Genomic DNA, 23572 nt, shown 5'->3' on the forward strand with positions numbered 1-23572 from the left:
ATTTCCTTTCCTAGATGTGCCCAGCATCATAATATTATTGCACTATAATGCAATTGTCCCACTATGCGACGACCGATTTTGGGACCGCATCGTCGCTTTCCCTTTACCGCAGCGCAGCTTAATTCACTTGGCAAGGAAGCATCAAATCAAAAGCTTTCACCGGGGATTCGCGTGCGTTTCAATGATCTTATGCAGACGGTACTGGCCGCAGAAAAACGGAGCGGCCCCGGAGCGGTAACGCTTTGGCGTCAGTGCGTGGATTTGCTGGCGCAAAATGACCGGCCGGGCCAGCCCGCCATGCCCGCGAATGAACGGGATGCGTTGCTTGACCGCCTTGATTCGCTCCGCTCCAAAGTGACTGAAACGCAACGCATATCCACGGTTGTCGAGCTGGGGACACGGCTTCGTTCGCCGTCTCTCATCCGCTTTTTCGCTGACGACCGGCCGTCTATCTGCGCTGCGGCGATGGCGCGTGCGCGCCTGCCCGACGACATTTGGCCGGACCTGCTCTCCACTTTGGGACCAACGGCGCGCGGCATACTTCGCAACCGCAGAGATTTGGGGCCGGAAACCGTCCGGGCGCTGAAGGCGTTTGGCCAGGCCGACCTGCTGCTGACCAGCGAAGGCGTGGAGGAATCCGTTCCGGTTACGCCGACAGCGGTCAAACCAGATATTTCCCTCGTTTCTCCCGCTGCGCCGCCGGTCGAAGACGAAAGCCAGATTCGCCGTCTTGTCGACCGGATCGAAGAATATACCAGCACCAGTAGGCAGAAGGCTGGCGAAGCCGCCCCCGCCGCGTTGCGCCCGGCCGAAGCCGCGCCGCTACGCCGGTTCAGCTTTGAGACGGATCTGAACGGCGCAATTACCTGGGTGGATGAAGGTCCCCGCGCGGCGCTGATCGGCTTGAGCATTGCCGACCCCGCCTTGCCCGGCGGAAGCGGCCCCGACGCGCATGTATCCGGCGCATTTTCCCGCCGAAGCGGGTTTCAGCACGGCCGGTTTACGATCGTGGATGGCGTGCTGGCCGGTGAATGGCGGTTGTCCGCCGTTCCCTTCTTCGATTCGCAAACCGGGCGGTTCCAGGGCTTCCGGGGGCAGGCGCGCAGGCCACACCTGCATGAGGTGCCTGCGACGTCCGATGGGGACAAGCTGGCGCTGGGCGGCTTATCCGCGGATTCGGTGCGGCAACTGGTGCATGAACTGCGCACCCCCCTCAACGCGATCCTTGGTTTTGCCGAAATCATCGAGCAACAGCTTTTTGGCCCGGCGGGCAGGCAGTATCGCGACATGGCGTCGCAGATAATGGGCGACGCGCGCCGCCTGCTCTCTGCATTTGATGATCTTGACCTTGCAGCGCGCGTTTCGCGCGGCGAGGATGTCGTGGAGCCGCGTCCGGTTGATGCAGCGCTGCTGATCGCGCGGATAGCCACCCGGTTCCGGGTCGATCGCGGCAAGGAAACGCGCCCAATCACCATTTCTGTTGCCGAAGGGCTGCCCCAGGCGCGCCTTGATCCGATCCAGGCGGAGCGCATGGTTCAGCATCTGCTGCGGACGCTGATATCAGTCGCGCCGGAAGGCGAACCCATCACCGGCTCCTGCTGGTTCCAGCCGGATAGCGGGTCCGGCCGCGTCATCCTGGCGATGGATCGTCCCTCGACGCTGGCTGGGATGGATGAAGTGCAACTCCTCGATCCCGGCTATGGGCCCGATGGCGATTGGCCCGATGGTCCGCTGCTCGGCCTTGGCTTTTCGCTGCGGTTGATCCGCAGCCTGGCCGCCAGCAGCGCGGGCAGCCTGGACATTGACGGCGGACGGTTTTTGCTGGCCATGCCGGCAGTGGCCGTCGCTCCCGACGACGGGCCGGATATTTCCTGACATGCACGACAGGGCGCCCTTGCAAACGCAATGGCAACCATTTGCCGGTATCGACTCTGGCATGCATTCACATATCCCCGACGGCAATCTGCTTCATCCGCCCGCAGCCGAAGACATTATCGAACTGGATCGCACCTTCGGGACGCGCTTCCTCCTTTTCGTCGATACCGAGGAGGAGTTTGACTGGGATGCGCCTTTCAGCCGCACAGCGCATACCGTCACGGCCCTGAAGGGGTTGGAACAGGGCCAGGCGTATTTCGCGGCCGCCGGTGTAAAGCCGATTTATGTCACTGATTATCCAATGCTGGATAATGAAGCGGTCGTTGCGATGATGAGCGAGTGGGTGTCGGACGGATCGGCCGATATCGGCGCGCATCTTCACCCATGGGTCAATCCGCCCTTTGTTGAGGATGTGAACCGGGCCAACAGCTACGCAGGGTTCCTGCCGGAGGATGTGGAGCGCGCGAAGCTGCAAGCCTTGCGGGACCGCATTCATATTGCATTTGGTCAGGCGCCCATCGCCTATCGCGCCGGCCGGTATGGCGCCGGGCCGAACACGGCGCGGCTGCTGGAGGAAATGGGTTTCCGTCTGGATACGTCCGTGCGGAGCCGTTTTGATTATTCCGCCGACCATGGCCCGGATTTCTACGGCATGCCGCTTGGTCCCTTCTGGGCGGGGCCGGAGCGCAATCTTATAGAGTTACCGCTGTCCACGGCCTTTACCGGCCTGCTGCGCGGGTCAGGGCAGTCGCTCTATTGGGCGGCGCATGCAATGGGACCGATGCGCGCCGCGCTGGCGCGCGCCCGGTTGCTCAGCCGCGTGCCCCTGACGCCGGAGGGCGTGCCGGCGCGCGATGCCTGCGAGGCGATCGACGCGCTGCTCGAAACCGGCACGCGGGTTATCAATCTCAGCTTTCACTCGCCGACGCTGGAACCCGGACATACGCCCTATGTGCGTGATGCCGCCGAACTTAGCGCCTTCTACCAGTGGTGGGAGATTGTTCTGGAGCATCTCGACCAACGCGGCGTCCGCCCCGCCACTTTGGCCCGGTTTCTCGCAGCCGTTCCGCCGCGCGCCCAAATCGGTGACCAAGCGGCTTGCCAAGCGGCCTGACCCTCGGCTACTGCCCGCCCGGCAGTATGCTGCACAGGTGGGGCCTGTAGCTCAACGGTTAGAGCTGGCCGCTCATAACGGCTAGGTTGCGGGTTCGAGTCCTGCCGGGCCCACCAGCGCTTCAATTCATCGGCGCCATATGGTATCGGTAAACCCTTCAATTAGAAGGGTTTACCGACCGATGTTCAACCATATGCCACCATAAGATGTCAGGAGCACGCACGACTCGTGCGTATAAATGAGGGGGTAGACGGCGCCAGAAAGCGTATAAACGTGAGCCTCAACATCAACGACGTAAAGAACGCAAAACCAGCCTCCAAAGACTACAAACTGACCGACGGCCACGGCCTCTCCCTCCAGGTTTCGAGCTTCGGTACAAAAACCTGGCACTACCGCTATCGACACAAGGGAAGGGAGAAGGTCCTCACACTCGGGCGCTACCCCGATCTCGGCCTCGCCGCAGCGAGGCTCGCGCGCGACGATGCGAAGCGAGTGGTCCTCTCCGGCAAAGACCCCGGATGGGAGCGAAAGCGCCAGCGCCAGGAGGATATCCGCGGTGCCGAAGCGACTTTTCGAAAGCTGGGAGAAGAGTGGCTCGAGGAGCATGCGCCCCTCTGGTCGGAGTCCAACGCGAAACGCGTGCGCAATCGATTCGAACGAGATGTCTATCCGGCCTTCGGGAATGTCCCCATCGCTGAAATCGAAGCCACGGACGTCCTGCGTGTCCTCCGGAAAATCGAAGCGCGCGGTTCGATCGAGACGGCCAAGCGCGTTCGCAACTACATCCGGGCGGTCTGGACTTGTAACGGTTTTGCGCCGGTCACCTGAGCGATTAGAGCTCGCAACAGGAGACCGACGAGATGATCAAGCATACAGAAGAGTTCAAGCAAGAGGCGGTACGGATCGCGCTGACCAGCGGGTTGCCGCGCGATCGGGTTGCATCGGATTTGGGGATAGGGAAGTCGACGCTGGGCAAGTGGGTATCGCAGTATCGGCCCAGTGATCTGGTTTCAGCGCCGCAGGCAGATCTGGCGCGTGAGAATGAACGCCTTCGCCTTGAGAACCGTGTGCTGCGGGAGGAGAGGGAAGTGCTAAAAAAGGCCACGCAGTTCTTCGCGAGCCAAAGGCCGTGAAGTTCGCATTTGTGCATAGCTGGCGGCACCGGTGGCCCGTTGAACTGCTCTGCCGTGTCATGGATGTCAGTGAACGCGGCTATCGTTCCTGGCGCTCGCGCCCGATCAGCAGGCGGGAGCGGACAGATATGAAAGTGCTGGCCCATATCCGGGAACAGTACAGGCTGAGCCTTGGCAGCTACGGCCGTCCTCGCATGACGATGGAGTTGAAGGAGGTAGGGCTCGATGTTGGCGAGCGCCGGGTCGGGCGGCTGATGAAGATCAACGGGATCAAGCCAGTCCGCACGCGCAAGCACAAGGTTACGACTGACAGCCACCATCGCCTGGGTGTCGCAGCGAACTGGCTGGACGGCGATTTGCCGCAGATGCGCCCAACCGTAAATGGGCCGGCGACATCACCTATATCTGGACGTCCGAAGGCTGGCTCTACCTTGCCGTCATTCTCGATCTGCATAGCCGTCGCGTCGTAGGCTGGGCAGTCAGCGACAGGATGAAGAAAGACCTGGCGATCAGGGCGCTGGATATGGCGGTGCGCCTGCGCCAGCCTCCCGAGGGCTGCCTTTTCCATTCGGATCGCGGTAGCCAATATTGCTCCTACGACTATCAGAAAAAGCTGCAGGCCTATGGCCTGCGTCCATCAATGAGCGGCAAGGGAAATTGCTACGACAATGCGTCCGTCGAGACCTTCTTCAAATCCCTGAAGGCGGAACTCATCTGGCGGCAGAGCTGGCCGACGCGGCGTCAGGCAGAAGCCGCCATCTTTCAGTACATCAATGGCTTCTACAACACCCGTCGCCGCCATTCATATCTAGGCGGCATCAGCCCGCTCGCGTTCGAAGCCAAGGTGGCATAATGAGATAGGTGACCGGCACAAAACCGTTACAAGTCCAGACAGCTTGTGCATTTTCGAGATAATAGCTGATCCGCCCGGCAATATGCGCCTGCTCCGTAAAGAGGTCCTGCTCAACTCGCAGTCGCTCATTAGCCGCTATCCGATCCCCAATTTCCTGCTGGACGGCCTTGAGTTGGCTATCAATGGCGCCGCGTCTTTCCTCCAATTTCAGTACATGCGCTTGAATCCGCGGTGCATCGCGCCGTGCCGTGGAGAGCTGATTGCCAATTCTCGCAAGCGATGCAGCTATGGCATCGACTTTCGGTACGGCCACCGGGAGCTCGCTGTCACACAGAGGACAGGCATGGGTTTGGGCATCCGTCGATCGCAGGAGGCCGATAGACGCAAGCCGAGCGGACTGTTCATTGGCCTCTCTGCTAAAATCATCTGCTTCGCGCTCTAGACGATTATAATCATTGAGCTCATCGCGAACTTCCTGGAGGCTTGCTCGAAGATCACGGCGCTTCTCCTCGAGATCCGACATGTCGACTCCGCTGTCGGTTTCCGCATAGTCACGCGGACGCGGGGCGGCGGCCGAAGCCAAGAGCTCGCGCAAATGCTGCGTATCCTGACTGACCACCTCGCTCGCTATCAGTCCGACGCGCTTGGCATCGCGAAATAGCCGCTCGGCGCCGGTGGTCGCCTCGGTTGTGAGCGCCTTGATTTCGCTGAATTCGCGTTCCAGCCGACGCAGCCGCGCGCGGGCACCATCATAGCGCCGCTGCTTCAGATAATAGTCTTCCTCCATTGCTCCCAGGAAATATGGCAGGGTGTCCTTGATCGCCTTCGTAATCCCGTCCTCGCCTTGACGATGAAACAGGAGCCGCCGATTTGCGATCTCATCCTGAGCTTGCAGCGCGAAGAAGATGGCCTGGCTGGCGCTCGCAGCCGTGCCCTGCCGCGTACCGCTGGGATCAGACGAGTATCCGCCGCCACAAACGGCGGCGGATATGTGTCTTTTTCCCTAGAAATATTTGGTGACAGCAAGCCCATATGTCGCGGGGGCAGCGGGCTGACCGACGATGAACGATCCGTAGACCGCCGACGCCATGGAGTTGGCGACATAATAGAGCTTGTTGGTCACATTGCGGCCGTATGCGCTGACCTTCCAGTCGCCACGGCGGACAACGTCCAGATAGAGGTTCAACTCCCAGAAGGACGGCTGCGACATATAGTCCAGATTGAAATGCGAGAATTGCTGCTTGCTGGTCCAGCTAAGCTCCGCGCGCGGCGTTATGTCAGCAAAGCTTGGATGGAAGGTGTAACCGACCTCACCGACCAACTTATATTTCGGCGCAGAGATAAGCTGATTGCCGGCAAGGTTGGTCACCACATTTGTCACCGGATGAGAGTCCGTCAACTCGCGATATTCATTGTGCAACCATGCAAGATTGAACGCGAGCCTCAGGTCATCAACGGGAAGCACCGTGATCTCGGCTTCTGCGCCGTAAAGCCGCGCCTTCGCTGCGTTGATGGTGATATTTCCAGGCGTCGGGAGGAACCGGACGACGTTGAACTGAAGATTGGTGTAGTCATAATAGAAGCCAGCAAGGTTCAATCGCAGCCTGCGGTCGAACAGGTCGGCCTTGATGCCACCCTCATAATCGACCAGCTTCTCAGGATCGAAAGCCGGCCTTAGCTGGCCAAAGTCAAATCCGCCGCTTTTGAAACCGCGGGAATAAGAGGCATAGGCCATGACGGTATCGCTGATCTGGTAATGGATCGCGACCTTCGGGTCGAAGGATGACCAGGAGGCACTGTTCGTGCTCGTGCGATAGCAAAGAGTGCGTCCGGGAACAAAACCGCCCACTGCAGGCGCCGGACAACCAACGACTGGCGCCGGGTTGCGCGTAAAGACATTGACGAAATCGATCAGGTTAAATTGATCGATGCTGCGCTTCTCATAGCTGTATCGCGCGCCGATATCGATGCCGAGCTTATCGGTGACGTGAAGCGTCCCCTGGGCGAAGGCCGCATAGGCATTCGTTTTCTGCGCGCCACCGGAACGGAAACCCACATATAGGGGGAACTGACCCCCTCCAAAATAGAGTGGTGAAACAGCCGCATCCAGAACGAAGTCGTTCTTTTCGTGGAAATAAAATCCACCCACAACCAGATCGATGAGATCGCTCTTTAGCGCCAGCCGCAATTCCTGCGACAATTGCCGCGATCCGGTGGCGAGGTCGACCGCCGTACCCAGTGAATTGGAATTGTCGGTAGAACTGATGCTCGCCTGATCCAGATAGCGATAGCCGGTAACGGATGTCAGCTCCAGGCTGTCGGAGAGCTTGAGAACAGCGTTCCCGGTCAGCCCGAAATTCTCCATGAAAAACTGCTGATCCACGCCTGCCCGGTCGCGCGGGTTGGACGGGTGGACATAGCCCCTGGCGACATTCACGTCCGCGCGGAACGGGTTCGGCCGGACGAAAGCGTAACCGCCCGCATTGTCATCCTCCCAGCGATATTCGCCGGTCAGGGTAAAGTGGAAGGTCTCCGATGGTTCAAAGCGCAGCTTGGCGCGAACCGCCCTGCTGCGCTCGCTGTCCACGGGGTTTCCGGTCATGACATTCTTGCCGAAACCATCGCGATCATTGGTCTGAAAGGCCAATCTTGCCGAAACCGTGTCGGAAAGCGGACCGCTGATCGCGCCTTCGGCGCGGATCAGATTATAATTGCCCACCGTGAGCGATGCATATCCATCCAATGTGTTGGTTGGATCATTGGAGATGATGTTGACCGCACCCGCTGTCGCATTGCGGCCGTAGAGAGTTCCCTGCGGACCGCGCAACACCTCGATACGGTTGAGGTCGAAAAGGGAGCCGAGAGCGGCTTGCGTGCGCCCATTGACGACATCATCGGTGTAGATTGCGACGCGGCCGTCAAAGCCTGCAGCGCTGTTGCCCACAAGCCCAACGCCGCGAATGAATACGCGCGCATCGCTGCCAACGCGGGAGAAATTGAAGTTCGGAATGGACCGGGTGAGCGCGTCGATATCGACAATGCCCCTGTCCTTGAGCGTGTCGCCGCCGACCGCGGTGATGGCGAGCGGCGTTTGCTGCACGCTCTGCGCCTGACGCTGCGCCGTTACGACGATATCCTCGATTTTCGCGCCTTTATCGGCCGACGCCTGTTCCGCAGGAGCCGCCTCCTGCGCATAGGCAGCCGCCGCGCCGAACACCGACACAGTAAGGATTGCGGACGTCGATAGGAATTTGCGAAGCATGATTATCCCCTCCCAGAGTATCCGCCAGATCAAACGCCTCCTCGTCATATTATTGCGAGAAGTGCGCCTAAATTTGGCACGTGAGGTTAGTCACAGAGATAAATTGGGAACGCCATCGCCCTTTGAGCAAACGAGCCTTGCCAATGCACTAGGCCGCCTCGCCCACCATCAGCAGGCGCCTGGCGATCTTTGAAAAAACGGCAAAGGACCGGCAATCTCAATAACGCTCAGTCCACGAAGACCGATGGCGGAATACTGCCTTGCCGAACGGCGAATTGGCCCATCAACCGCCGACTGATAGCCTCTAGCGATTTCCTTTCTGATTTCGTTGAGAAACGATCAATCGCCAAGACAATTTACGAATTTTCCAGATAAATTCCAGCAATATTTAGAAATTATCTGAAACTTATACCAAAATCCAAATACATAATTTCCGTTGATCCAATAATATTAATGTGGGGAGAGAAATTTTGAATGCTTTGCGCAAATATCATAGATGGATCGGCCTGGTCGCCAGCATCATCCTCATCATTATAGCGCTTACCGGGCTTGGACTTCACATTGACCAAACCGTGGCGATGGGCGAATTGGGGCGCGGTCCCAAACTGCCGCCAAAGCCGGTTCGTCAGCCTGCTGAACTTCCCGATCCAACAGCCGCCGGCACTTTCATCACAGAAGGTCTGCAGAGAATAAAATTGCAGCAAAGCGGGCGCCATGTGCTTGAAGTCCATGTTAATTACGGTGGTAGTGAGACCAAGGGCTTTGCCGTGCTTGCCGATCTCTCCGCCAAAGAAGTCACGCCCAAGCGGATCGATCTGGCGACGGGCGCGCAACTGCCGGGGCCGCCAGAATTGGGTGGCCGCTGGCATCTGATCCTCCAGGAAATTCATGCCGGCCGTCAGTTTGGCTGGCTGGGCACGATAATCAGCATTCTGAGCGGCGTAAGCCTCTTGTTCCTGTCGGGAACGGGGCTGTGGCTTTACATTGAAATGTATCGCAAACGCCTGAAAGCCAACAGGCGCAACCTGTTCTGGGATCGATGACAGGGCTTTGCACGCTAGAAGGCTGGCTGGAAGGAAGGAGGAAAGCTCACACGCCTCCTTCCGGCACCTGGCAGCACCCAAAAAGGGACCTTCGCCATATCGGGCGCGAGGTGACGCACAAGATAGCGCAACATTCGCGCTGCTTTTCTGCCTAAACGCCGGAAAAATGGTGGGCCCGGCACCAATCGAGTGGTTGCGGGAAGTGCTTGTGAAGACGGGACATTTCGCCGTCACAAAAGCCGTTTATCCGCTCGTTTATACGCACCGAGACGGAGACGTGCGGAAAACTAAATATTCTCCTTTAAAATCAATAACTTAATATCACCCTCCACCCCCATTTGGGTGCTCTGGTTCAAGTGCGAGTTCGCCTACCGAACTCGCAACCCATTGCCGAAAGGTGAATGGCGCCGCCCGGCCATGCAATGATACCCTGAAGCGGTAGACCAGAGTGATGATGGCGTTTGTGTTGAAGGTGGCGTGGTGGTTTTGTCTGCAGCGTTGTCTGGGCGTCAGGCATGGGTTTTCTGGCTTGTAGAGGTGAATGGAGAGCGAGATGGACCGCAGACTGACGACGACGGGCAAGGTCAACAGCAAGTTCAATATCCGTGGCATCAACCATATTGCGCTTGTGAGTTCGGACATGCAGCGGACGGTGGCCTTTTATGAAGGCATATTGGGCATGCCGCTGATCAAGACCTGCATGCTGGGTCCGAACGGCAAATATGGCCAGCATTTCTTCTTCGACATGGGCGGTTCTTCGCTTGCTTTCTTCTGGTTCCCCGAAGCTGGCCCGGCGCAGCCTGGCGTGACGGTGGTGTCCAATCCGATGGGGCAGGGCGGTCTGTCGCTGACCGCGATTGGTTCGATGAACCATATTGCGCTGGACGTGGATGCGGACGCGCTGCCCGAATATCGGGAGAAGCTGCTGGCGGCGGGCGTGAATTGCTCGCAGATCGTGCATCATAATGATGTGGCGCCGAGCACGGGTCCGAATGCGCTGAAGGAAGTGCATGAGAGCAATTGGGTCAGCTCGGTCTATTTCCTGGATCCCGATGGCATTCAGGTGGAGTTTGCGGGCTGGACGCGGCTGTTCAACGAGACGGACACCGCTTACGAACCCGCAACCGCCGATGATGCGTCGAGCTGGACCAGTGAACGCGAGACCGTAAACGCCTGACAACCGATCGCCCGCATCAGTTCAATCGGTGCGTCGGGGTGTTCGGATTGAAGGGTCTTAAGGGCGGCTTGCATCTTCGCCGTCGGATTTTCAGAGTGGGTGGGGCGGGGCGCGGTGGAGGCCTGAAATGTCAGCTTCGGCTGATAGGCGATGGCTTCCACCTGTTCCTCAAACTGGTTTGGAGCTTCGATGTGCCCGACAGGAGTCCACCAGAGCGCGTCAGGCTCAACGCCTTCAGGTGATAGGCAGGATAGTTCGCTGTTATTTGCAGCCGGCAGGTCATGCCATAACCTGGCAAGGCTCATTTGCCCAAAGGGCGATGGAGTCGCCCTCCTATCTCTGTGACTAGCCGCCCAACGAATTTCGGGCGCTTCTTCTGTAGAAACAGAATGGGCAGGCATGTGACAGGCTCACACTCTGGGAGGGGTAATGACACATCGCAAACTCCCATCCTCATCCGCAATCCTGATCGCGCCATTTCCGGCGCGGCAGAAGGTTCATCCGCAAACCGCGCCTTCCAAAGGCGCGGGGTTTTCAGGCGGGCAACACAATTGAATAACTATATGGAGGCACGGCATGACCGAACTTACAGATCCGGACGTTGACTCAATCTTTGTCGGTTTGCCCTCGGTGGGCGCGCCGCGTTACCGGAATGGTTCGCACGCGGGCCAGGGCATCTATCGCAAGCCAGCGGGCAAACTTCCTGAAGTCGCCCTTATCGCGACCCATTATTGCACCGACTATAGCGAACATTATCTTGGCCATGCGCTTGCGCGCCACGGCTTTGGCTTCCTCGGCTGGAACACGCGTTTCCGCGGCGCAGAGGATCAGTTCCTGCTTGAGACCGCAATGGTCGACATCGGTCAGGGCGTGAAATGGCTCCGCGAAGTCGCAGGCGTAAAAACGGTCGTCCTCCTTGGCAATTCCGGCGGTTGTTCGCTGATGGCTGCATATCAGTCGATAGCGCAGGACAAGGGCGCGCTTTTCGAGGATGCCAAGCCGGACATTCGCGAAGCTCTGAAAGATCTGCCTCTGGGAGATCTCTATATTGCCCTTAACGGACATTCAGGTCGCCCTGAGGTGATGACGAACTGGATGGATGGCTCGGTCATTGACGAGCAGGATCCCATCGCGACTGATGAGTCCCTCAATCCCTACAACCCCAAAAATGGCCCTCCATTCTCCGAGGAGTTCATCACGCGGTACCGCGCCGCCCAGCGGGCACGGAACCAGCGGATCACCGATTTCGCAAAGTCGGAGCTTGCTCGGTTGAATGCCGCCGGAATCCCGGATGGCCTATTCCTGTTGCACCGTGGCATGGCGGATCTGCGGTTCATTGACGGAACGATCGATCCTTCCGATCGGCCGGTTCCGCGTTGCGCAACCGGCGATCCCGAAATGTCCAATCGGCTTTCGCCCCCGCTCGGCCGGGTCAGCTCGTTCAAGACATGGCTTTCCATGTGGAGCCTTGAAACGTCGAAGGTGCACAGCGAGCTTCACCTTCCCAACATCACGGTGCCATCCTTCGTTATCCAGGGAACCCATGACGTTTCATGCTTCCTCAGCGATACGAAGAAGATCTATGACTTGCTCGGATCGACCGACAAGAGCCTGGAGATCCGTCCAGGCGGTCACTATTTCGACGATGGCCCCAACTATATTGAGGAAGTGGCGCAGTCCATCGCCGACTGGATCAAGCCGCGCGTCTGATAGTCGCGGATATGCATCGCTGTTCGGTTGATTGGGCCGAACAGAATATCGGTCAGGTCGGCGCGTAGCGAAGTGCTACGCGCCGGTTTGCCGTTATGGCTGCCGCTCATTGCGGGTATCAACTAAATGGGCCGCTGCATCGGATGATGCAGCGGCCATTTAGTTGTCGGTTCGATTGCAGGAGAAGCCGAAGATTTACATTTCAGGCGCTCACGGCACCGCCGCTATTGCCCGCAGGGACGGGTTTTCGCTGACGCACGAACAGCATTCCCAATGTGACAAGCGCTGTCGCCAACGAAGTTGCCAACACATAGAATATCGCCATTCTCAACCCGCCTTCGGTGCCTGCGTAAAGATCAGACAGATAGCCGATGGAGACGGGCACCAGCCCCAGTCCGGTCACATTGCCAACCATGACATAGACGGCTGACATGCGGCTCCTGATGGGTTGCGCGGTGATGATCTGGATATAAGCGGCGGCAACGCCCTGCGGAATGGCGACGCAGAAATGCAAGGCTCCGACAAGGACAAGCATTGGCGTAGCAGCGCCAACAAATGGCAGGAGGCAGATCAGTGGAAATGTCAGTACCGGCCCACTGAGAAGCACGACGGGATGCGCCGCCTCATATCCACGCTTCTGAAGCGCGTCCGCCACAAAACCGCCAGCGAATACGCCGAAGGGCGCAACGATCAGAACGATTGCGCCATAGGATGCGCCGACCTCGCCTGGAGTAAAGCCAAATTCCCTTATGAAAACTGCTGGCATCCAGCTCAGCAAACCCATGGTGCAGCATAACATTCCGGCCATTCCGGCGTAGAGCAAGGTGTAAGTACCGATCTGCGCCTTCACGAGGCGGAAAAATCCCTTCTCGACGCGAGTGTCGGCAGCGGCCGTCCTAGGGGCCTCTCTAATGAAGGCGACCAGCAGGACAAAAATGATGCCGGGCAAGGCAATGACGACGAATGTCTTTTGCCACGCCAGCAGGCCGCTCATGAACCCAGCGCCGCCATCTCTGCTGAAGAAGCCGAACAGGAACCCTGTGATCAAAAGGGATGCTCCAGCGCCAACATGACCGCCCAGGGTGAAGACGCTGAAAGGCTTGGCCAGCGATGCCTTGTCGAAGCGGTCGTGCATGATCGCATAAGCGCTCGGCACCAGCCCTGCCTCTCCAGCCCCCACGCCAATCCGCGCGGCCAGAAGTTGCGTGTAATTGCGGGCGAGACCGCAGCAAGCGGTGGCGGCGCTCCATGCCGCGATGCAAGCCATGATGGTGCCTTTACGGCTCCATTTGTCGGCCAACCATCCAAGCGGCAGGCCCATGCATGCATAGAAGAGGCCGAACGCAATGCCGTTAAGCAGGCCGATCTGCCCGTCGCTAAGGTGCATGGTGTGTTTGATCGGATCCAGCAGGACCGCGAAAGCATAGCGATCAACGAACGACAGGATGACGGCCCCCGTCAACAGAAATACGACGGCCCAATCTTTAAGCTTAGCCATCCACTCCCCTCCTGGTCCGTTCGACCGTTTCACCTCTTTGGGTGCAGCAAGATGCTTTGCTCCTCTAGCGAAGTTGCATCAACATGCCTTGCCTGACGCGGGAGCATAAGCCGGGGTCGGGTTCACACCATATGAGCAAGTTGGCAAACAACTTTGCGATATTTGCAAAGATGAATGCAGTCATATTGCCCGATAGAGATGTAATTCGCGGGAAATCGCTATTCCCGAACATATGCAACAAGCACAATCGAGATCGTTCGATATAAGAAACATCCTCTTATATTGACAATATAATTGAAAAAGGCCGAGGACCTCGCCGCCGGCGAACATCGCCGCATTTACGGGAAAATTTCTTATGACTGACGTTGTCATCGTCTCGACTGCCCGCACGCCTATCGGCAAGGCCTATACCGGCGCATTCAATCAGACGCCGGCGCCGACGCTTGCCGGCCATGCCATCAGCCACGCGATCGCGCGTGCTGGCGTTGATCTTGCGGAAATCGAGGAAGTGATCATCGGCAGTGCCAGGCCGGAAGGAACTCAGGGCAATAATCTTGCCCGCAATGCGGCGATCCGCGCAGGGCTGCCCTCGTCAGTATCAGGCGCGACAGTCAGCCGCCAATGCGGTTCGGGGCTGCAGGCCATTGCTACGGCGGCGCATCGTATCATCGTGGACAAAGTGCCCGTGGTGGTGGCCGGCGGGTGTGAATCGATCAGCCTTGTGCAAAACGACCATACAAATGTCTTTTTCAACCGGGATCCGTGGATCGAGGAACATGTTCCGGGTCAATATGCCGCAATGATCGACACCGCGGAAAACGTCGCATCACGCTATGGAGTAGGGCGCGATCGTCAGGACGCCTATGCTCTGGAAAGCCAGCGCCGGACCGCTGCAGCACAGCAGGCGGGGCGTTTCGATGCCGAGATTGTACCGCTCCCATCGACCAAGAAAGTGACGGACAAGGTGACGAAAGAAACGTCACTGACCGATGTATTGCTGGAGGCTGATGAGGGGAACCGCCCGTCCACCACGCTGGAGGGGTTGAGCGGTCTGAAACCGGTCCGAGGGGATGGGTTTACGGTAACCGCTGGCAATGCATCGCAATTGTCGGATGGCGCCAGCGCGTGCGTCATGATGTCGGGCGCTGAAGCCGCGCGGCGCGGGATCAAGCCCTTAGGTGTATTCCGGGGTTTCGCAACGGCTGGCTGCGACGCAGATGAGATGGGCATCGGTCCTATCTTTGCAGTGCCGCGCCTGCTGGAAAGAACCGGGATGTCGATTGGCGATATCGATCTGTGGGAGCTTAACGAAGCTTTCGCCTCGCAGGTTCTGTATTGCCAGGATAAGCTGGGCATTCCCGCGGACCGTCTGAATGTCAGTGGCGGCGCGATTTCCGTCGGGCATCCTTACGGCATGTCCGGTGCCCGGATGATGGGGCATGCGCTGATCGAGGGACGCCGGCGGGGTGGAAAATTCGCTGTCGTGACGATGTGTATAGGCGGTGGGCAGGGGGCCGCCGGCCTTTTCGAGATTTTGCCTTAGTTGGCCTCATGATGTCGATTGCGCAAAGCAATCGACATCATGAGGTGCGCATCATTCGAACAATGCGATAAGCTGCCTGCCCACCGCCAGCGCGGTTCCTTCGCTGTCCCATAATGTCATGGCTTGGCTGGAATAGCCGTCGGCCGCCCATTCGCTGGTCGATTGCAGGAGTTTCCATCCGTTGTTGCTGGAGGTCGCCAGCACATCCAGGCCCCAAGTCATCGAGCTGATGCGCGATGGGCCGGTATATTGCGCAATTACCGCTGGCGGCAACGCATCAGCGAGCGCAACAAGCGCCTGAGTATCATTCCCGGCTGGATAATCGATATATTTGATCCATGCCGCGCATCGCGTTTCCGACGAACTGCTGATGGGCCGGTGGCCGGCGGCCAATCGCATGTCGAAATTGGACGCGAAACGGGGTGCGCGGGCATTTGCGCCAAAAAATGGTTCGCATTGGTCCGGGGAAGGCACGGCTGGCATCGCCAGCGTGGAATGCGCGATATGGGAGGGCTTTGCTGCGGCAAAAGTGAGAAGCGCGGAGGCTGCGATCACGTCGTCAGCCACCATGTCCACGCGGATGACTGCACTATTGCGGCCTCTACGCAGCGAGACGGCTTTCAAATCCAGCAATCCGGCGGTTGGCCCGGAAAAGGCAATCTGCGCCGATCGCAGGGGAGGCAGATCAGGGAAAGCGCGCATCGCCACTGCAACGCAAGTGGTCGTGGTCAGTCCGCCATACAGGGTGCGGCCCTGTGACCATTGGCGGATCGATTGCGCTTGATAAGAACCATCATGCTCTTGAATCCCTGCTAAAAACGCATTCAAGCTGATCGCAGGCGTTTCCGTTTCGAACCCCGGTTCAGGCATCGCTCTTATTATCCTATCCTTAGCATATATCGCGGCGCGCTACGCGCTTTGGCTGGCGCGTTGTCAGCTATTGCCGATTTAACTCGCCCGTTGATACGGGAAAATCGCGTCATTTCTGGAAAGGTGATTTGCTCAAGCGCGGGCCTCGTTGTCGAGAAACGGGTTCAGGCCGCAAAGAGATTTGACTCCCATGGAAAGGGCAAGGCGCTTTTCCGCCGAGTAACAAAGATGTTTCCTGGTATTCAAATTGTGCCGACTTGCGCATTTCAAGAGGGTATTTAGGTACCAATCCCGATAAGTTGTAAATTTTCTTGCGGATGTTTGGTCATGTTTTGGTCAACGCTTCGTATATTGGGAGAGTTTTGTGCAAGAATCCGCTCCAACTCCTATCGTCTATCTTAAACGGGGCTGCCCATTCTGTATGAAGGTTCGCCTTTTTCTGCTGGAGGCGGGCCTTCTTCCTGAGGTTGATATAAAAGCTTTTGACCCGGACACGCCGGATGAGCGCTCTGTCAGCGAGGAGCTGGCGCCGCATTTCGAGAAAATCACCTATCCGTCCGTGAAGCTGTCCGAAGGGGAATATATCAACGGATCGGACGACATTATTGCCCTTTTCGCCAAGCGGCAGGGCCTTGATGTGGGGACGTTCGGCACTCTCCAGGATTATACGGAAGGCGTGTTCGAGCATCTGGTGCGGCTGTACCGGGAGAATATCGAGCTTAAGGCAAGGCTGGGTTAACTCGCCGCTCCCCCAAGGCGCCCGGTCAGGCAGGATCTGAGCCGGCGCATATGGCGATCCAGAAGCCGTCCTCACCCAACAAAAATTTCCCTGAAAATATCTGTTATCCAGGAGTTTCGCATGAAAAATATCTATCTTGCCGCCCTGTTGTTTGCCGCAGGCGCTTCTGCGCCTCTGTCCGCCCAGGGGGTGCCTGACGTCAGCAAGGTTCAGGCGGGCAATTACAAGCTGGACAGCCATCACACGCTTGTTCTGTTCACCTTGGACCATCTGGGCTTCAATGACTATTTCGGGACGTTCCCGAATGCGACGGGCACGATGGCAATCAATCCAGCGTCGTTGGCTGCGACCAAATTGGATGTGTCCGTGCCTGTAAGCGCGCTTTCGACCACAAACGCGATCCTAGATGCAGAACTGAAGGGTGCGGAATGGTTTGATGCCGCAAAATATCCAACGATCCGGTTCGTATCGACTGGGGTGACCAAGACTGGCGCGACTACGGCGGATATTAGCGGCAATTTGACGCTGCATGGCGTGACGAAGCCGGTTGTGCTGGCCGCCACGTTCGGCGGTGCGGGTGTAAATCCGCTGACGAAGGCGAACACCATCGGTTTTCATGCAAAGGCCCAGATCAAGCGTACGGATTTCGGCGTGAGCAAATATGCGCCGCTGGTGGGGGACAATGTGGCGCTTACAATTACGGCGGCTTTTGAAAAGGCTGACTGATCGGTCCTGGCTATATGGCGGCGCTCCGGCCTGAGCGGAGCGCCGCCGTCCATGGCGCTAAGAGGCGGATCTTGTGACAGTCTTTGTGCCGGCAATGGAATACTGAGTTGCTGAAAGGCGAATTGGCCGTCTGGCGGGCGGCTGGTAATTTACGGCCTTAGACCAGAGTGATGATGGCGTTTGTGTTGAAGGTGGCGTGGTGGTTTTGTCTGCAGCGTTGTCTGGGCGTCAGGCATGGGTTTTCTGGCTTGTAGAGGTGAATGGAGAGCGAGATGGACCGCAGACTGACGACGACGGGCAAGGTCAACAGCAAGTTCAATATCCGTGGCATCAACCATATTGCGCTTGTGAGTTCGGACATGCAGCGGACGGTGGCCTTTTATGAAGGCATATTGGGCATGCCGCTGATCAAGACCTGCATGCTGGGTCCGAACGGCAAATATGGCCAGCATTTCTTCTTCGACATGGGCGGTTCCTCGCTTGCTTTCTTCTGGTTCCCCGAAGCTGGCCCGGCGCAGCCTGGCGTGACGGTGGTGTCCAATCCGATGGGGCAGGGCGGTCTGTCGCTGACCGCGATTGGTTCGATGAACCATATTGCGCTGGACGTGGATGCGGACGCGCTGCCTGAATATCGGGAAAAGCTGCTGGCGGCGGGCGTAAATTGCTCGCAGATCGTGCATCATAATGATGTGGCGCCAAGCACGGGTCCCAATGCGCTGAAGGACGTGCATGAGAGCAATTGGGTCAGCTCGGTCTATTTCCTGGATCCCGATGGCATTCAGGTGGAGTTTGCGGGCTGGACGCGGCTGTTCAACGAGACGGACATCGCCTATGAGCCTGCGACCGCCGATGATGCGTCGAGCTGGACCAGCGAACGCGAGACCGTAACCGCCTGACAGCCGATCGGCCGCATCAGTTCACTTTGATCGTGTGCTGATGCGGACGAGCCAAGCATCTTTCACGACGTTAAAATGGTGCGGCCAGTACGGGCTGTTTCAGGAACGGAAACCTGGGCGATTGCCCGCGAAATTTCGTGAAGGCGTTTCGTTGGACCTTCTTGGTGATCAGCCGCGGCAATTTACCTAAGCGCTTGGAAAAAAATCGCGCTGGTAATGCCTTATATATTTTCAGGCAGGCGGTTGGCGCAGAAATATCAGGCAGACGGACGCCGCCTGACCTCGCGCGCATTATCGGTAAGGCGTTTGCGCGAGGCAAAACTTCCAAAGGGTAAGCCGTTTCGCTGGCGGTAGGGTTCGGGATGATGCCGGTGTTGGATTTGCCTTTATAAGGTCGGCACTCGGCGCGCTGTAGATCATCCGTCCAGCCGGTGAGAGCGAACATACCGTCGATCGCAAAGCGGAAAAATACGCTGGCTATTGATCGGTCCAAAATCACTAGGAGAGGTTTTGGTGAGCTACATAAAAAACCGCTGGTATTGCGCCGCCTGGGGCCATGAAGTGGTTCGAGATCCTTTCACGCGCACATTGCTGAACGAAAAAGTCGTTTTATATCGAACGGAGCAGGGGCATCCGGTCGCTCTCAGCAATGTCTGCCCTCATCGCTTCGCGCCAATGCATCAAGGCAGGTTGCGTGGGGACGATATCGAATGTCCCTATCATGGACTTCGTTTCTCTCCAGATGGCGCATGTGCGCTCAATCCTCATGGTTCGATGATCCCGCCGGGATTGCGCCTCAAATCCTATCCAGTGATCGATAGATACGCCATGGTCTGGATATGGATGGGCGAGGCCGATGAAGCCGATCCGGCGCTTATCCCAGAATTTCCGGCACACGATGATGGCGGATATAAAACCGTCGGCGGCATGATTCCGGTCAAGGGGAGCTACCAGCTTGTCGCCGACAATCTGCTCGACCTTTCCCATACCCAATTTCTGCATCCGATACTCGTGGTCCCGGACGACCCGGAAACCAGGGTTGAGCATGATATCCTGCAGGATGGCGACACGATCACCACCATATATAATCAGCGAAATACCAGGCCCTTTGGTTTCACCGGATTGATCTGGCCAGATGCCCCGGAGAGGCTGGACGGCCTGAGCGGCGTCCGGTGGGACGCGCCCGCCAATATGCTTCTAAAGCTGCATTTCGTCTCCCGTGATCCAGGCGATGACAGGGAATTGCGCATTTGGGGAGCGGAGCTTGTGACGCCGGAGACTGAGACCAGTTGCCACTATTTCTGGTCTGCATCGCGCAACTTTCGCCTGGACGATGACGTGTTCGGTCAGCAGCTTGGCGATGCGATCGCCAACGTCTTTAGGTTTGAGGATGGCGCCATGATCGCCGAGGTGCAGGCGAACATGGGTGACGAGACCGATTTGATTGCCATGCGGCCGGTAATTCTTCCAACCGATCAGGCGGCGATCCGCGCACGCAGGATAGTCGGCAAACTGCTTCGGGCTGAGCAGAACAGGAAAGGTGAGCCGAAACAGGTTATGGCTCAACTGTAAAATTGTTCGAATGGTCAGTCGAATTGACCAAAATCCGAAGCCCAATGGGTTCGGCCTTGCCGCAGCAAACCACTGGATGCCTGTCAATCATATCAAACCGCGAACCCGCCTTTGCCGAACGCGAAATGGACTTGCGGGGCCATGGCAATAGCAGGGGATCGATGACCTCGCGGTCACTCCAACAATGACGGAATAATATATGGCGGCCTTGTTAAACGGACTGCGGATTTTGGAGATTGGGCATTTCGTAGCAGCGCCGTTCTGCACGCGCCTATTGGGCGATCTGGGTGCGGACATAATCAAGATAGAGCCGCTCGATGGTGATCCGGTGCGTCAGTGGGGCGCGCAAATCGACGGCAAATCGCTGTGGTGGTCGATGCATGGGCGGAACAAGCGCAGCATTACGCTCAATTTGAAGAAGCCCGAAGCGCGCGAGATTATCCTTGGTCTGGTTGCGTCATGCGATGCTGTTGTCGAAAATTTCAGGCCGGGTCAGCTTGCCAAGCTTGGGCTGGGACCGGACGTGCTGCGTGGCGTGCGGCCCGATCTGGTGATGGCGCACATTTCGGGATTTGGGCAGGATGGCCCATATCGCGACCGCGCGGCGTTCGGCGTCGTGGGCGAAGCTGTCGGAGGGCTTCGTTATCTGACCAATCATCGGCCGGGCGAGAGCGATCTTCCGCCTGTGCGGGTTGGCGTCAGCATCGGGGACTCGCTCGCCGGCCTCTATGCCGCTTTTGGCGTTATGGCGGCGCTTTGGGAGCGTGACCGGTCTGGCCGGCCCAGCGATAGCGGGGCGGCTTCGCCGCACAGCCTTGACGTGGCGCTGTCGGAGGCTGTTTTCAGTATGATGGAGGGCATGCTCCCCGAATATGGGGCGCTTGGGAAAGTGAAGCAGCCGACAGGCGGCGGCATCGCAACGGCTGCGCCATCCAATGCTTATCCGACCGCAGACGGCAACTGGATGCTGATTGCGGCAAATTCGGAACCACTATTTGCCAAGCTCGCCATGCTGATGGGTAAGCCCGAACTGATCGGCGATCCGCGCTATGTCTCCAACCAGACCAGGGTTGAGAATGCGGCGCAGCTTGACGCCGTCATCAGCGACTGGAGCAGCGGTTTTAATTCCGAGGATTTGGCGGATAAGCTCGTCGCCGCTGACATTCCCGCGTGTAAGGCCTATACTGCGGCGGATTGTGCGGCGGATCCCCAATTTCGCTATCGGGATATGGTGCGCGCGGTTGATGATCCGCAATTTGCCGACCCCGTTTTGCAAGCGGGCATTGTGCCGCGTGTCGGCAGTTCCGCGGGTTCGATCCGCTGGCCGGGGCCGCCGCTTGGCGCTCACACCGAAGAAATTCTTGTCGGAATGCTAGGCATGCATCCGACGGAGGTCGCGAAGCTCAGGGCCGAGGGAGTGATATGATGCGCGACGTAACGCTGGTTGAGGTTGGCACGCGGGATGGCTTTCAGCCGATAGCGCCGTTTATCCCGACGGAAACCAAAATCGCCCTGATGGATAAGCTGTACGAAGCCGGTATCCGGCGGATGGAAGTGACATCTTTCGTCAACCCGACGGCGGTGCCGCAACTTGCCGATGCAGCGCAAATACTCGATGCGGCTAAGGATTTTCCTGATCTGGATGCGCAGGTGCTTGTTCCGACCGTCCGGCAGGCCGAACGCGCGCTTGCCGCTGGCGCAAATCATCTCGCCTTTGTTCTGTCCGTGTCCGAAGCGCATAATCAGAATAATGTGCGGCGGTCTCCGGCGCAGTCCGTGGACGAGTGCCGGGATATCGTAAATCTTCTGCCGGCGGGCACCAAGCTGCGCGTCAATGTCGCCACCGCATTTGATTGCCCCTTTCTTGGCGAACTCGATCAGTCGGAGACGTTGGCAATCGCCAGCAGGCTTGCGGAGATCGCCCCCGAAGCTGAAATCGCATTGTGTGATACCACGGGGCGCGTAAGCCCGGACCGTATTTCCTCTCTCTTTGAACTGGTGCGGAAAGAATGTGCGCCTTCGGTTCGTTGGGCGTTCCATGGCCATGACACCTATGGAATGGGCGCAGCCAATGTCTGGGCGGCATGGAATGCAGGGATCGATGTTATCGACTCCTCGATCGCCGGGCTGGGCGGCTGCCCATTCGCCCCCGGAGCCACCGGAAATGTCGCGACCGAAGACGTCGCCTGGATGTTCAACAATGCCGGGATCAAAACCGGAATCGATATCACCCGCCTTGTCGAAGCGGCAGATGCGTTTGCGAAGATTCCTGGCGCCTTGATCGGTGGACGGGTGCGCGATGCGGTCGCAGCGCGCGAGCGTGCTGATCGAGCCAGAGCAGCGTGACAGGCTGGAAAACGGCTCTCTGTAAAATCCGGATTTTACGAGTTTGTGATCGCACTTGACACTTACTGTTCAAATGATCAACAAAAGGATGGTCTTTTTTGCTATTGGGTGATCATTGCTGAGTCAGCTTGCTCGGCATCATGGAGGAGCGGGCACCTCATTGCGTTTGTTTGTTCTGGGGGTGATCGTGCGGTCAAATTGTCATGGTGGCTAATCATAGCTGGTCCATCAAAGAGATTGATCTCACTTCGCTGAGGTTGTTTGCCGCGACGGTAGAGGAAGGCACGCTGGCCCGCGCGGCGGAGCGTGAGCATATCGCGATATCCGCAATCAGCCGGCGCATTTCTGACTTGGAATGGCGTTGCGGCGTCACGCTGCTGGAAAGGCGAGACCGGGGCGTCGTTCCGAGTGCGGCCGGCCAGATACTGGTAAACCAGATCCGCGATCTCCTCGATCTGCTTCAGCGCATGGTGCTGGACATGGAGGCGATACGGGGCGGGACGCGCGGGCATATTCGCGTTCATGCGCACATGTCGGCGACTTCCGGTCTGCTGCCGGGAAAAATTGCCGAATTTGTCGCCGCCAATCCTGGTGTTGATGTCGAGCTCGATGAATTTACCAGCATCGAAGTGATCCACTCCGTGCGCACTGGCACGGCCGATATCGGATTGGTGTCAGGCACTGTGGATGGCGGCGATCTCCACCTGATACCTTGGGAAATCGATGAACTGGTTGCGATCCTGCCGCCGGGCCACGCGCTTGCGGAGCGCAGTTCGCTCCAGCTTTCCGACATGCTGGGCGAATATTTCGTTGGTATGCAGCGAGACAGCGCGCTGCTGAGTTTGTACCGGCATCAGGCGATGGTTCTTGGTAAGACGCTCAAAGAGCGCGCGCATGCGACCAGCTTTGAGAGTGTGCGCAAGATGGTGTCCGTGGGCCTCGGCGTAGCAATATTGCCTGCGGTCGCTGCGCATCCCTTTGTCGAGGAATTGGGCATCAATGTCCGGCCGTTGAAAGAAACCTGGGCGCATCGCCCCTTGATGCTGTGCGTGCGCGACCCGGCGCAACTTCTCGCGGCGACGCGATTGCTCGTACAGCATCTGACAGGTGAGGCTCCTCGCCTGATGGCGCGCGCGTGACCGCATTTCGTCAAATCGCGAACGCACCTTTGCCAAACGCGAAATAGACTCGCCGGGCCACGACAAGGGAATAAGT

19 protein-coding genes, 1 tRNA gene and 1 pseudogene are annotated in these 23572 nt (G+C 58.1%); 16 read left to right on the forward strand and 5 right to left on the reverse strand.

Annotated elements, in window-relative coordinates; all coding sequences use genetic code 11:
* Positions 1 to 171: 171 nt before the first annotated feature.
* The 5 genes and pseudogenes from KFK14_RS10680 (at position 172) to KFK14_RS10700 (ending at position 4975) form a co-directional block, all read left to right on the forward strand.
* The gene (locus tag KFK14_RS10680; protein WP_246524990.1) at positions 172 to 1875 is read left to right on the forward strand and encodes a sensor histidine kinase; all 1704 of its coding nucleotides are present in this window, start codon (positions 172 to 174) and stop codon (positions 1873 to 1875) included.
* Between the two features lie 61 nt (positions 1876 to 1936).
* A complete protein-coding gene (locus KFK14_RS10685) occupies positions 1937 to 2989 on the forward strand; it encodes a polysaccharide deacetylase family protein (protein WP_070151451.1) in 1053 nt (350 codons plus the stop codon).
* A 40-nt stretch (positions 2990 to 3029) separates the two neighbouring features.
* Positions 3030 to 3105: transfer RNA gene (locus KFK14_RS10690), tRNA-Ile, on the forward strand.
* A gap of 157 nt (positions 3106 to 3262) precedes the next feature.
* The gene (locus tag KFK14_RS10695) at positions 3263 to 3817 is read left to right on the forward strand and encodes a tyrosine-type recombinase/integrase (RefSeq protein WP_212610772.1); all 555 of its coding nucleotides are present in this window, start codon (positions 3263 to 3265) and stop codon (positions 3815 to 3817) included.
* Between the two features lie 32 nt (positions 3818 to 3849).
* Positions 3850 to 4975, forward strand: a pseudogene (locus tag KFK14_RS10700) (IS3 family transposase).
* Here the strand turns inward: KFK14_RS10700 and KFK14_RS10705 are convergent.
* Both KFK14_RS10705 and KFK14_RS10710 read right to left on the reverse strand, forming a co-directional pair.
* Complete coding sequence (locus tag KFK14_RS10705; RefSeq protein WP_212610773.1) at positions 4941 to 5762, reverse strand: hypothetical protein; 822 nt, start codon at positions 5760 to 5762, stop codon at positions 4941 to 4943. The pseudogene KFK14_RS10700 and the gene KFK14_RS10705 overlap by 35 nt on opposite strands.
* A gap of 216 nt (positions 5763 to 5978) precedes the next feature.
* Positions 5979 to 8237, reverse strand: coding sequence for a TonB-dependent receptor (locus tag KFK14_RS10710; RefSeq protein WP_212610774.1), 2259 nt, complete (start codon positions 8235 to 8237; stop codon positions 5979 to 5981).
* A gap of 470 nt (positions 8238 to 8707) precedes the next feature.
* Here KFK14_RS10710 and KFK14_RS10715 point away from each other — a divergent pair, with 470 nt between their 5' ends.
* From KFK14_RS10715 to KFK14_RS10725, 3 genes are all read left to right on the forward strand, one after another.
* Positions 8708 to 9280 (forward strand): PepSY-associated TM helix domain-containing protein, encoded by a 573-nt coding sequence (locus KFK14_RS10715; protein ID WP_212610775.1) that lies wholly within the window; start codon positions 8708 to 8710, stop codon positions 9278 to 9280.
* Between the two features lie 553 nt (positions 9281 to 9833).
* Positions 9834 to 10457 (forward strand): VOC family protein, encoded by a 624-nt coding sequence (locus KFK14_RS10720; RefSeq protein ID WP_212610776.1) that lies wholly within the window; start codon positions 9834 to 9836, stop codon positions 10455 to 10457.
* A 576-nt stretch (positions 10458 to 11033) separates the two neighbouring features.
* The gene (locus tag KFK14_RS10725) at positions 11034 to 12167 is read left to right on the forward strand and encodes an alpha/beta fold hydrolase domain-containing protein (protein ID WP_070158139.1); all 1134 of its coding nucleotides are present in this window, start codon (positions 11034 to 11036) and stop codon (positions 12165 to 12167) included.
* A gap of 202 nt (positions 12168 to 12369) precedes the next feature.
* On the opposite strand, the gene KFK14_RS10730 is transcribed toward KFK14_RS10725, so the two are convergent.
* Positions 12370 to 13665 (reverse strand): MFS transporter, encoded by a 1296-nt coding sequence (locus KFK14_RS10730; protein ID WP_212610777.1) that lies wholly within the window; start codon positions 13663 to 13665, stop codon positions 12370 to 12372.
* A 355-nt stretch (positions 13666 to 14020) separates the two neighbouring features.
* Between KFK14_RS10730 and KFK14_RS10735 the strand changes: the two genes are divergently transcribed.
* Complete coding sequence (locus KFK14_RS10735) at positions 14021 to 15208, forward strand: acetyl-CoA C-acyltransferase (protein WP_212610778.1); 1188 nt, start codon at positions 14021 to 14023, stop codon at positions 15206 to 15208.
* Positions 15209 to 15259: 51 nt separating this feature from the next.
* Here the strand turns inward: KFK14_RS10735 and KFK14_RS10740 are convergent, their stop codons facing one another.
* The gene (locus tag KFK14_RS10740) at positions 15260 to 16078 is read right to left on the reverse strand and encodes a thioesterase family protein (RefSeq protein WP_212610779.1); all 819 of its coding nucleotides are present in this window, start codon (positions 16076 to 16078) and stop codon (positions 15260 to 15262) included.
* A gap of 364 nt (positions 16079 to 16442) precedes the next feature.
* Here KFK14_RS10740 and KFK14_RS10745 point away from each other — a divergent pair, with 364 nt between their 5' ends.
* The 3 genes from KFK14_RS10745 (at position 16443) to KFK14_RS10755 (ending at position 18439) form a co-directional block, all read left to right on the forward strand.
* A complete protein-coding gene (locus KFK14_RS10745; RefSeq protein WP_070158135.1) occupies positions 16443 to 16817 on the forward strand; it encodes a glutathione S-transferase N-terminal domain-containing protein in 375 nt (124 codons plus the stop codon).
* Between the two features lie 120 nt (positions 16818 to 16937).
* A complete protein-coding gene (locus KFK14_RS10750) occupies positions 16938 to 17543 on the forward strand; it encodes a YceI family protein (RefSeq protein WP_070158134.1) in 606 nt (201 codons plus the stop codon).
* A gap of 272 nt (positions 17544 to 17815) precedes the next feature.
* Entirely contained in the window at positions 17816 to 18439 is a 624-nt protein-coding gene (locus tag KFK14_RS10755) for a VOC family protein (RefSeq protein WP_212610780.1), read from the forward strand.
* A 70-nt stretch (positions 18440 to 18509) separates the two neighbouring features.
* Here the strand turns inward: KFK14_RS10755 and KFK14_RS10760 are convergent, their stop codons facing one another.
* Positions 18510 to 18884 carry a hypothetical protein gene (locus KFK14_RS10760; protein WP_212610781.1) on the reverse strand — a complete coding sequence of 125 codons (375 nt, stop codon included), beginning with the start codon at positions 18882 to 18884 and terminating at the stop codon, positions 18510 to 18512.
* A gap of 68 nt (positions 18885 to 18952) precedes the next feature.
* On the opposite strand from KFK14_RS10760, the gene KFK14_RS10765 reads away from it, so the two are divergent.
* The 4 genes from KFK14_RS10765 (at position 18953) to KFK14_RS10780 (ending at position 23496) form a co-directional block, all read left to right on the forward strand.
* On the forward strand, positions 18953 to 20011 hold the full coding sequence (locus KFK14_RS10765) for an aromatic ring-hydroxylating oxygenase subunit alpha (RefSeq protein ID WP_212610782.1): 1059 nt from the start codon (positions 18953 to 18955) through the stop codon (positions 20009 to 20011).
* Between the two features lie 199 nt (positions 20012 to 20210).
* Positions 20211 to 21437 carry a CaiB/BaiF CoA transferase family protein gene (locus KFK14_RS10770; RefSeq protein WP_212610783.1) on the forward strand — a complete coding sequence of 409 codons (1227 nt, stop codon included), beginning with the start codon at positions 20211 to 20213 and terminating at the stop codon, positions 21435 to 21437.
* Positions 21434 to 22357 (forward strand): hydroxymethylglutaryl-CoA lyase, encoded by a 924-nt coding sequence (locus KFK14_RS10775; protein ID WP_212610784.1) that lies wholly within the window; start codon positions 21434 to 21436, stop codon positions 22355 to 22357. Before KFK14_RS10770 ends, KFK14_RS10775 begins: the two co-directional genes overlap by 4 nt.
* Before the next feature lie 203 nt (positions 22358 to 22560).
* Complete coding sequence (locus tag KFK14_RS10780; protein ID WP_070154468.1) at positions 22561 to 23496, forward strand: LysR family transcriptional regulator; 936 nt, start codon at positions 22561 to 22563, stop codon at positions 23494 to 23496.
* Positions 23497 to 23572 lie beyond the last annotated feature (76 nt).

The organism is Sphingobium phenoxybenzoativorans (genome assembly GCF_018286635.1).
GTDB classification, from domain to species: domain Bacteria; phylum Pseudomonadota; class Alphaproteobacteria; order Sphingomonadales; family Sphingomonadaceae; genus Sphingobium; species Sphingobium phenoxybenzoativorans.

Coding starts and splice junctions, on each gene's coding strand:
- KFK14_RS10755 (WP_212610780.1), top strand. CDS start 17,816: ATGGACCGCAGACTGACGACGACGGGCAAGGTCAACAGCAAGTTCAAT.
- KFK14_RS10710 (WP_212610774.1), bottom strand. CDS start 8,237: ATGCTTCGCAAATTCCTATCGACGTCCGCAATCCTTACTGTGTCGGTG.
- KFK14_RS10780 (WP_070154468.1), top strand. CDS start 22,561: ATGGTGGCTAATCATAGCTGGTCCATCAAAGAGATTGATCTCACTTCG.
- KFK14_RS10750 (WP_070158134.1), top strand. CDS start 16,938: ATGAAAAATATCTATCTTGCCGCCCTGTTGTTTGCCGCAGGCGCTTCT.
- KFK14_RS10740 (WP_212610779.1), bottom strand. CDS start 16,078: ATGCCTGAACCGGGGTTCGAAACGGAAACGCCTGCGATCAGCTTGAAT.
- KFK14_RS10730 (WP_212610777.1), bottom strand. CDS start 13,665: ATGGCTAAGCTTAAAGATTGGGCCGTCGTATTTCTGTTGACGGGGGCC.
- KFK14_RS10770 (WP_212610783.1), top strand. CDS start 20,211: ATGGCGGCCTTGTTAAACGGACTGCGGATTTTGGAGATTGGGCATTTC.
- KFK14_RS10685 (WP_070151451.1), top strand. CDS start 1,937: ATGCATTCACATATCCCCGACGGCAATCTGCTTCATCCGCCCGCAGCC.
- KFK14_RS10720 (WP_212610776.1), top strand. CDS start 9,834: ATGGACCGCAGACTGACGACGACGGGCAAGGTCAACAGCAAGTTCAAT.
- KFK14_RS10760 (WP_212610781.1), bottom strand. CDS start 18,884: ATGTTCGCTCTCACCGGCTGGACGGATGATCTACAGCGCGCCGAGTGC.
- KFK14_RS10725 (WP_070158139.1), top strand. CDS start 11,034: ATGACCGAACTTACAGATCCGGACGTTGACTCAATCTTTGTCGGTTTG.
- KFK14_RS10775 (WP_212610784.1), top strand. CDS start 21,434: ATGATGCGCGACGTAACGCTGGTTGAGGTTGGCACGCGGGATGGCTTT.
- KFK14_RS10705 (WP_212610773.1), bottom strand. CDS start 5,762: ATGGAGGAAGACTATTATCTGAAGCAGCGGCGCTATGATGGTGCCCGC.
- KFK14_RS10735 (WP_212610778.1), top strand. CDS start 14,021: ATGACTGACGTTGTCATCGTCTCGACTGCCCGCACGCCTATCGGCAAG.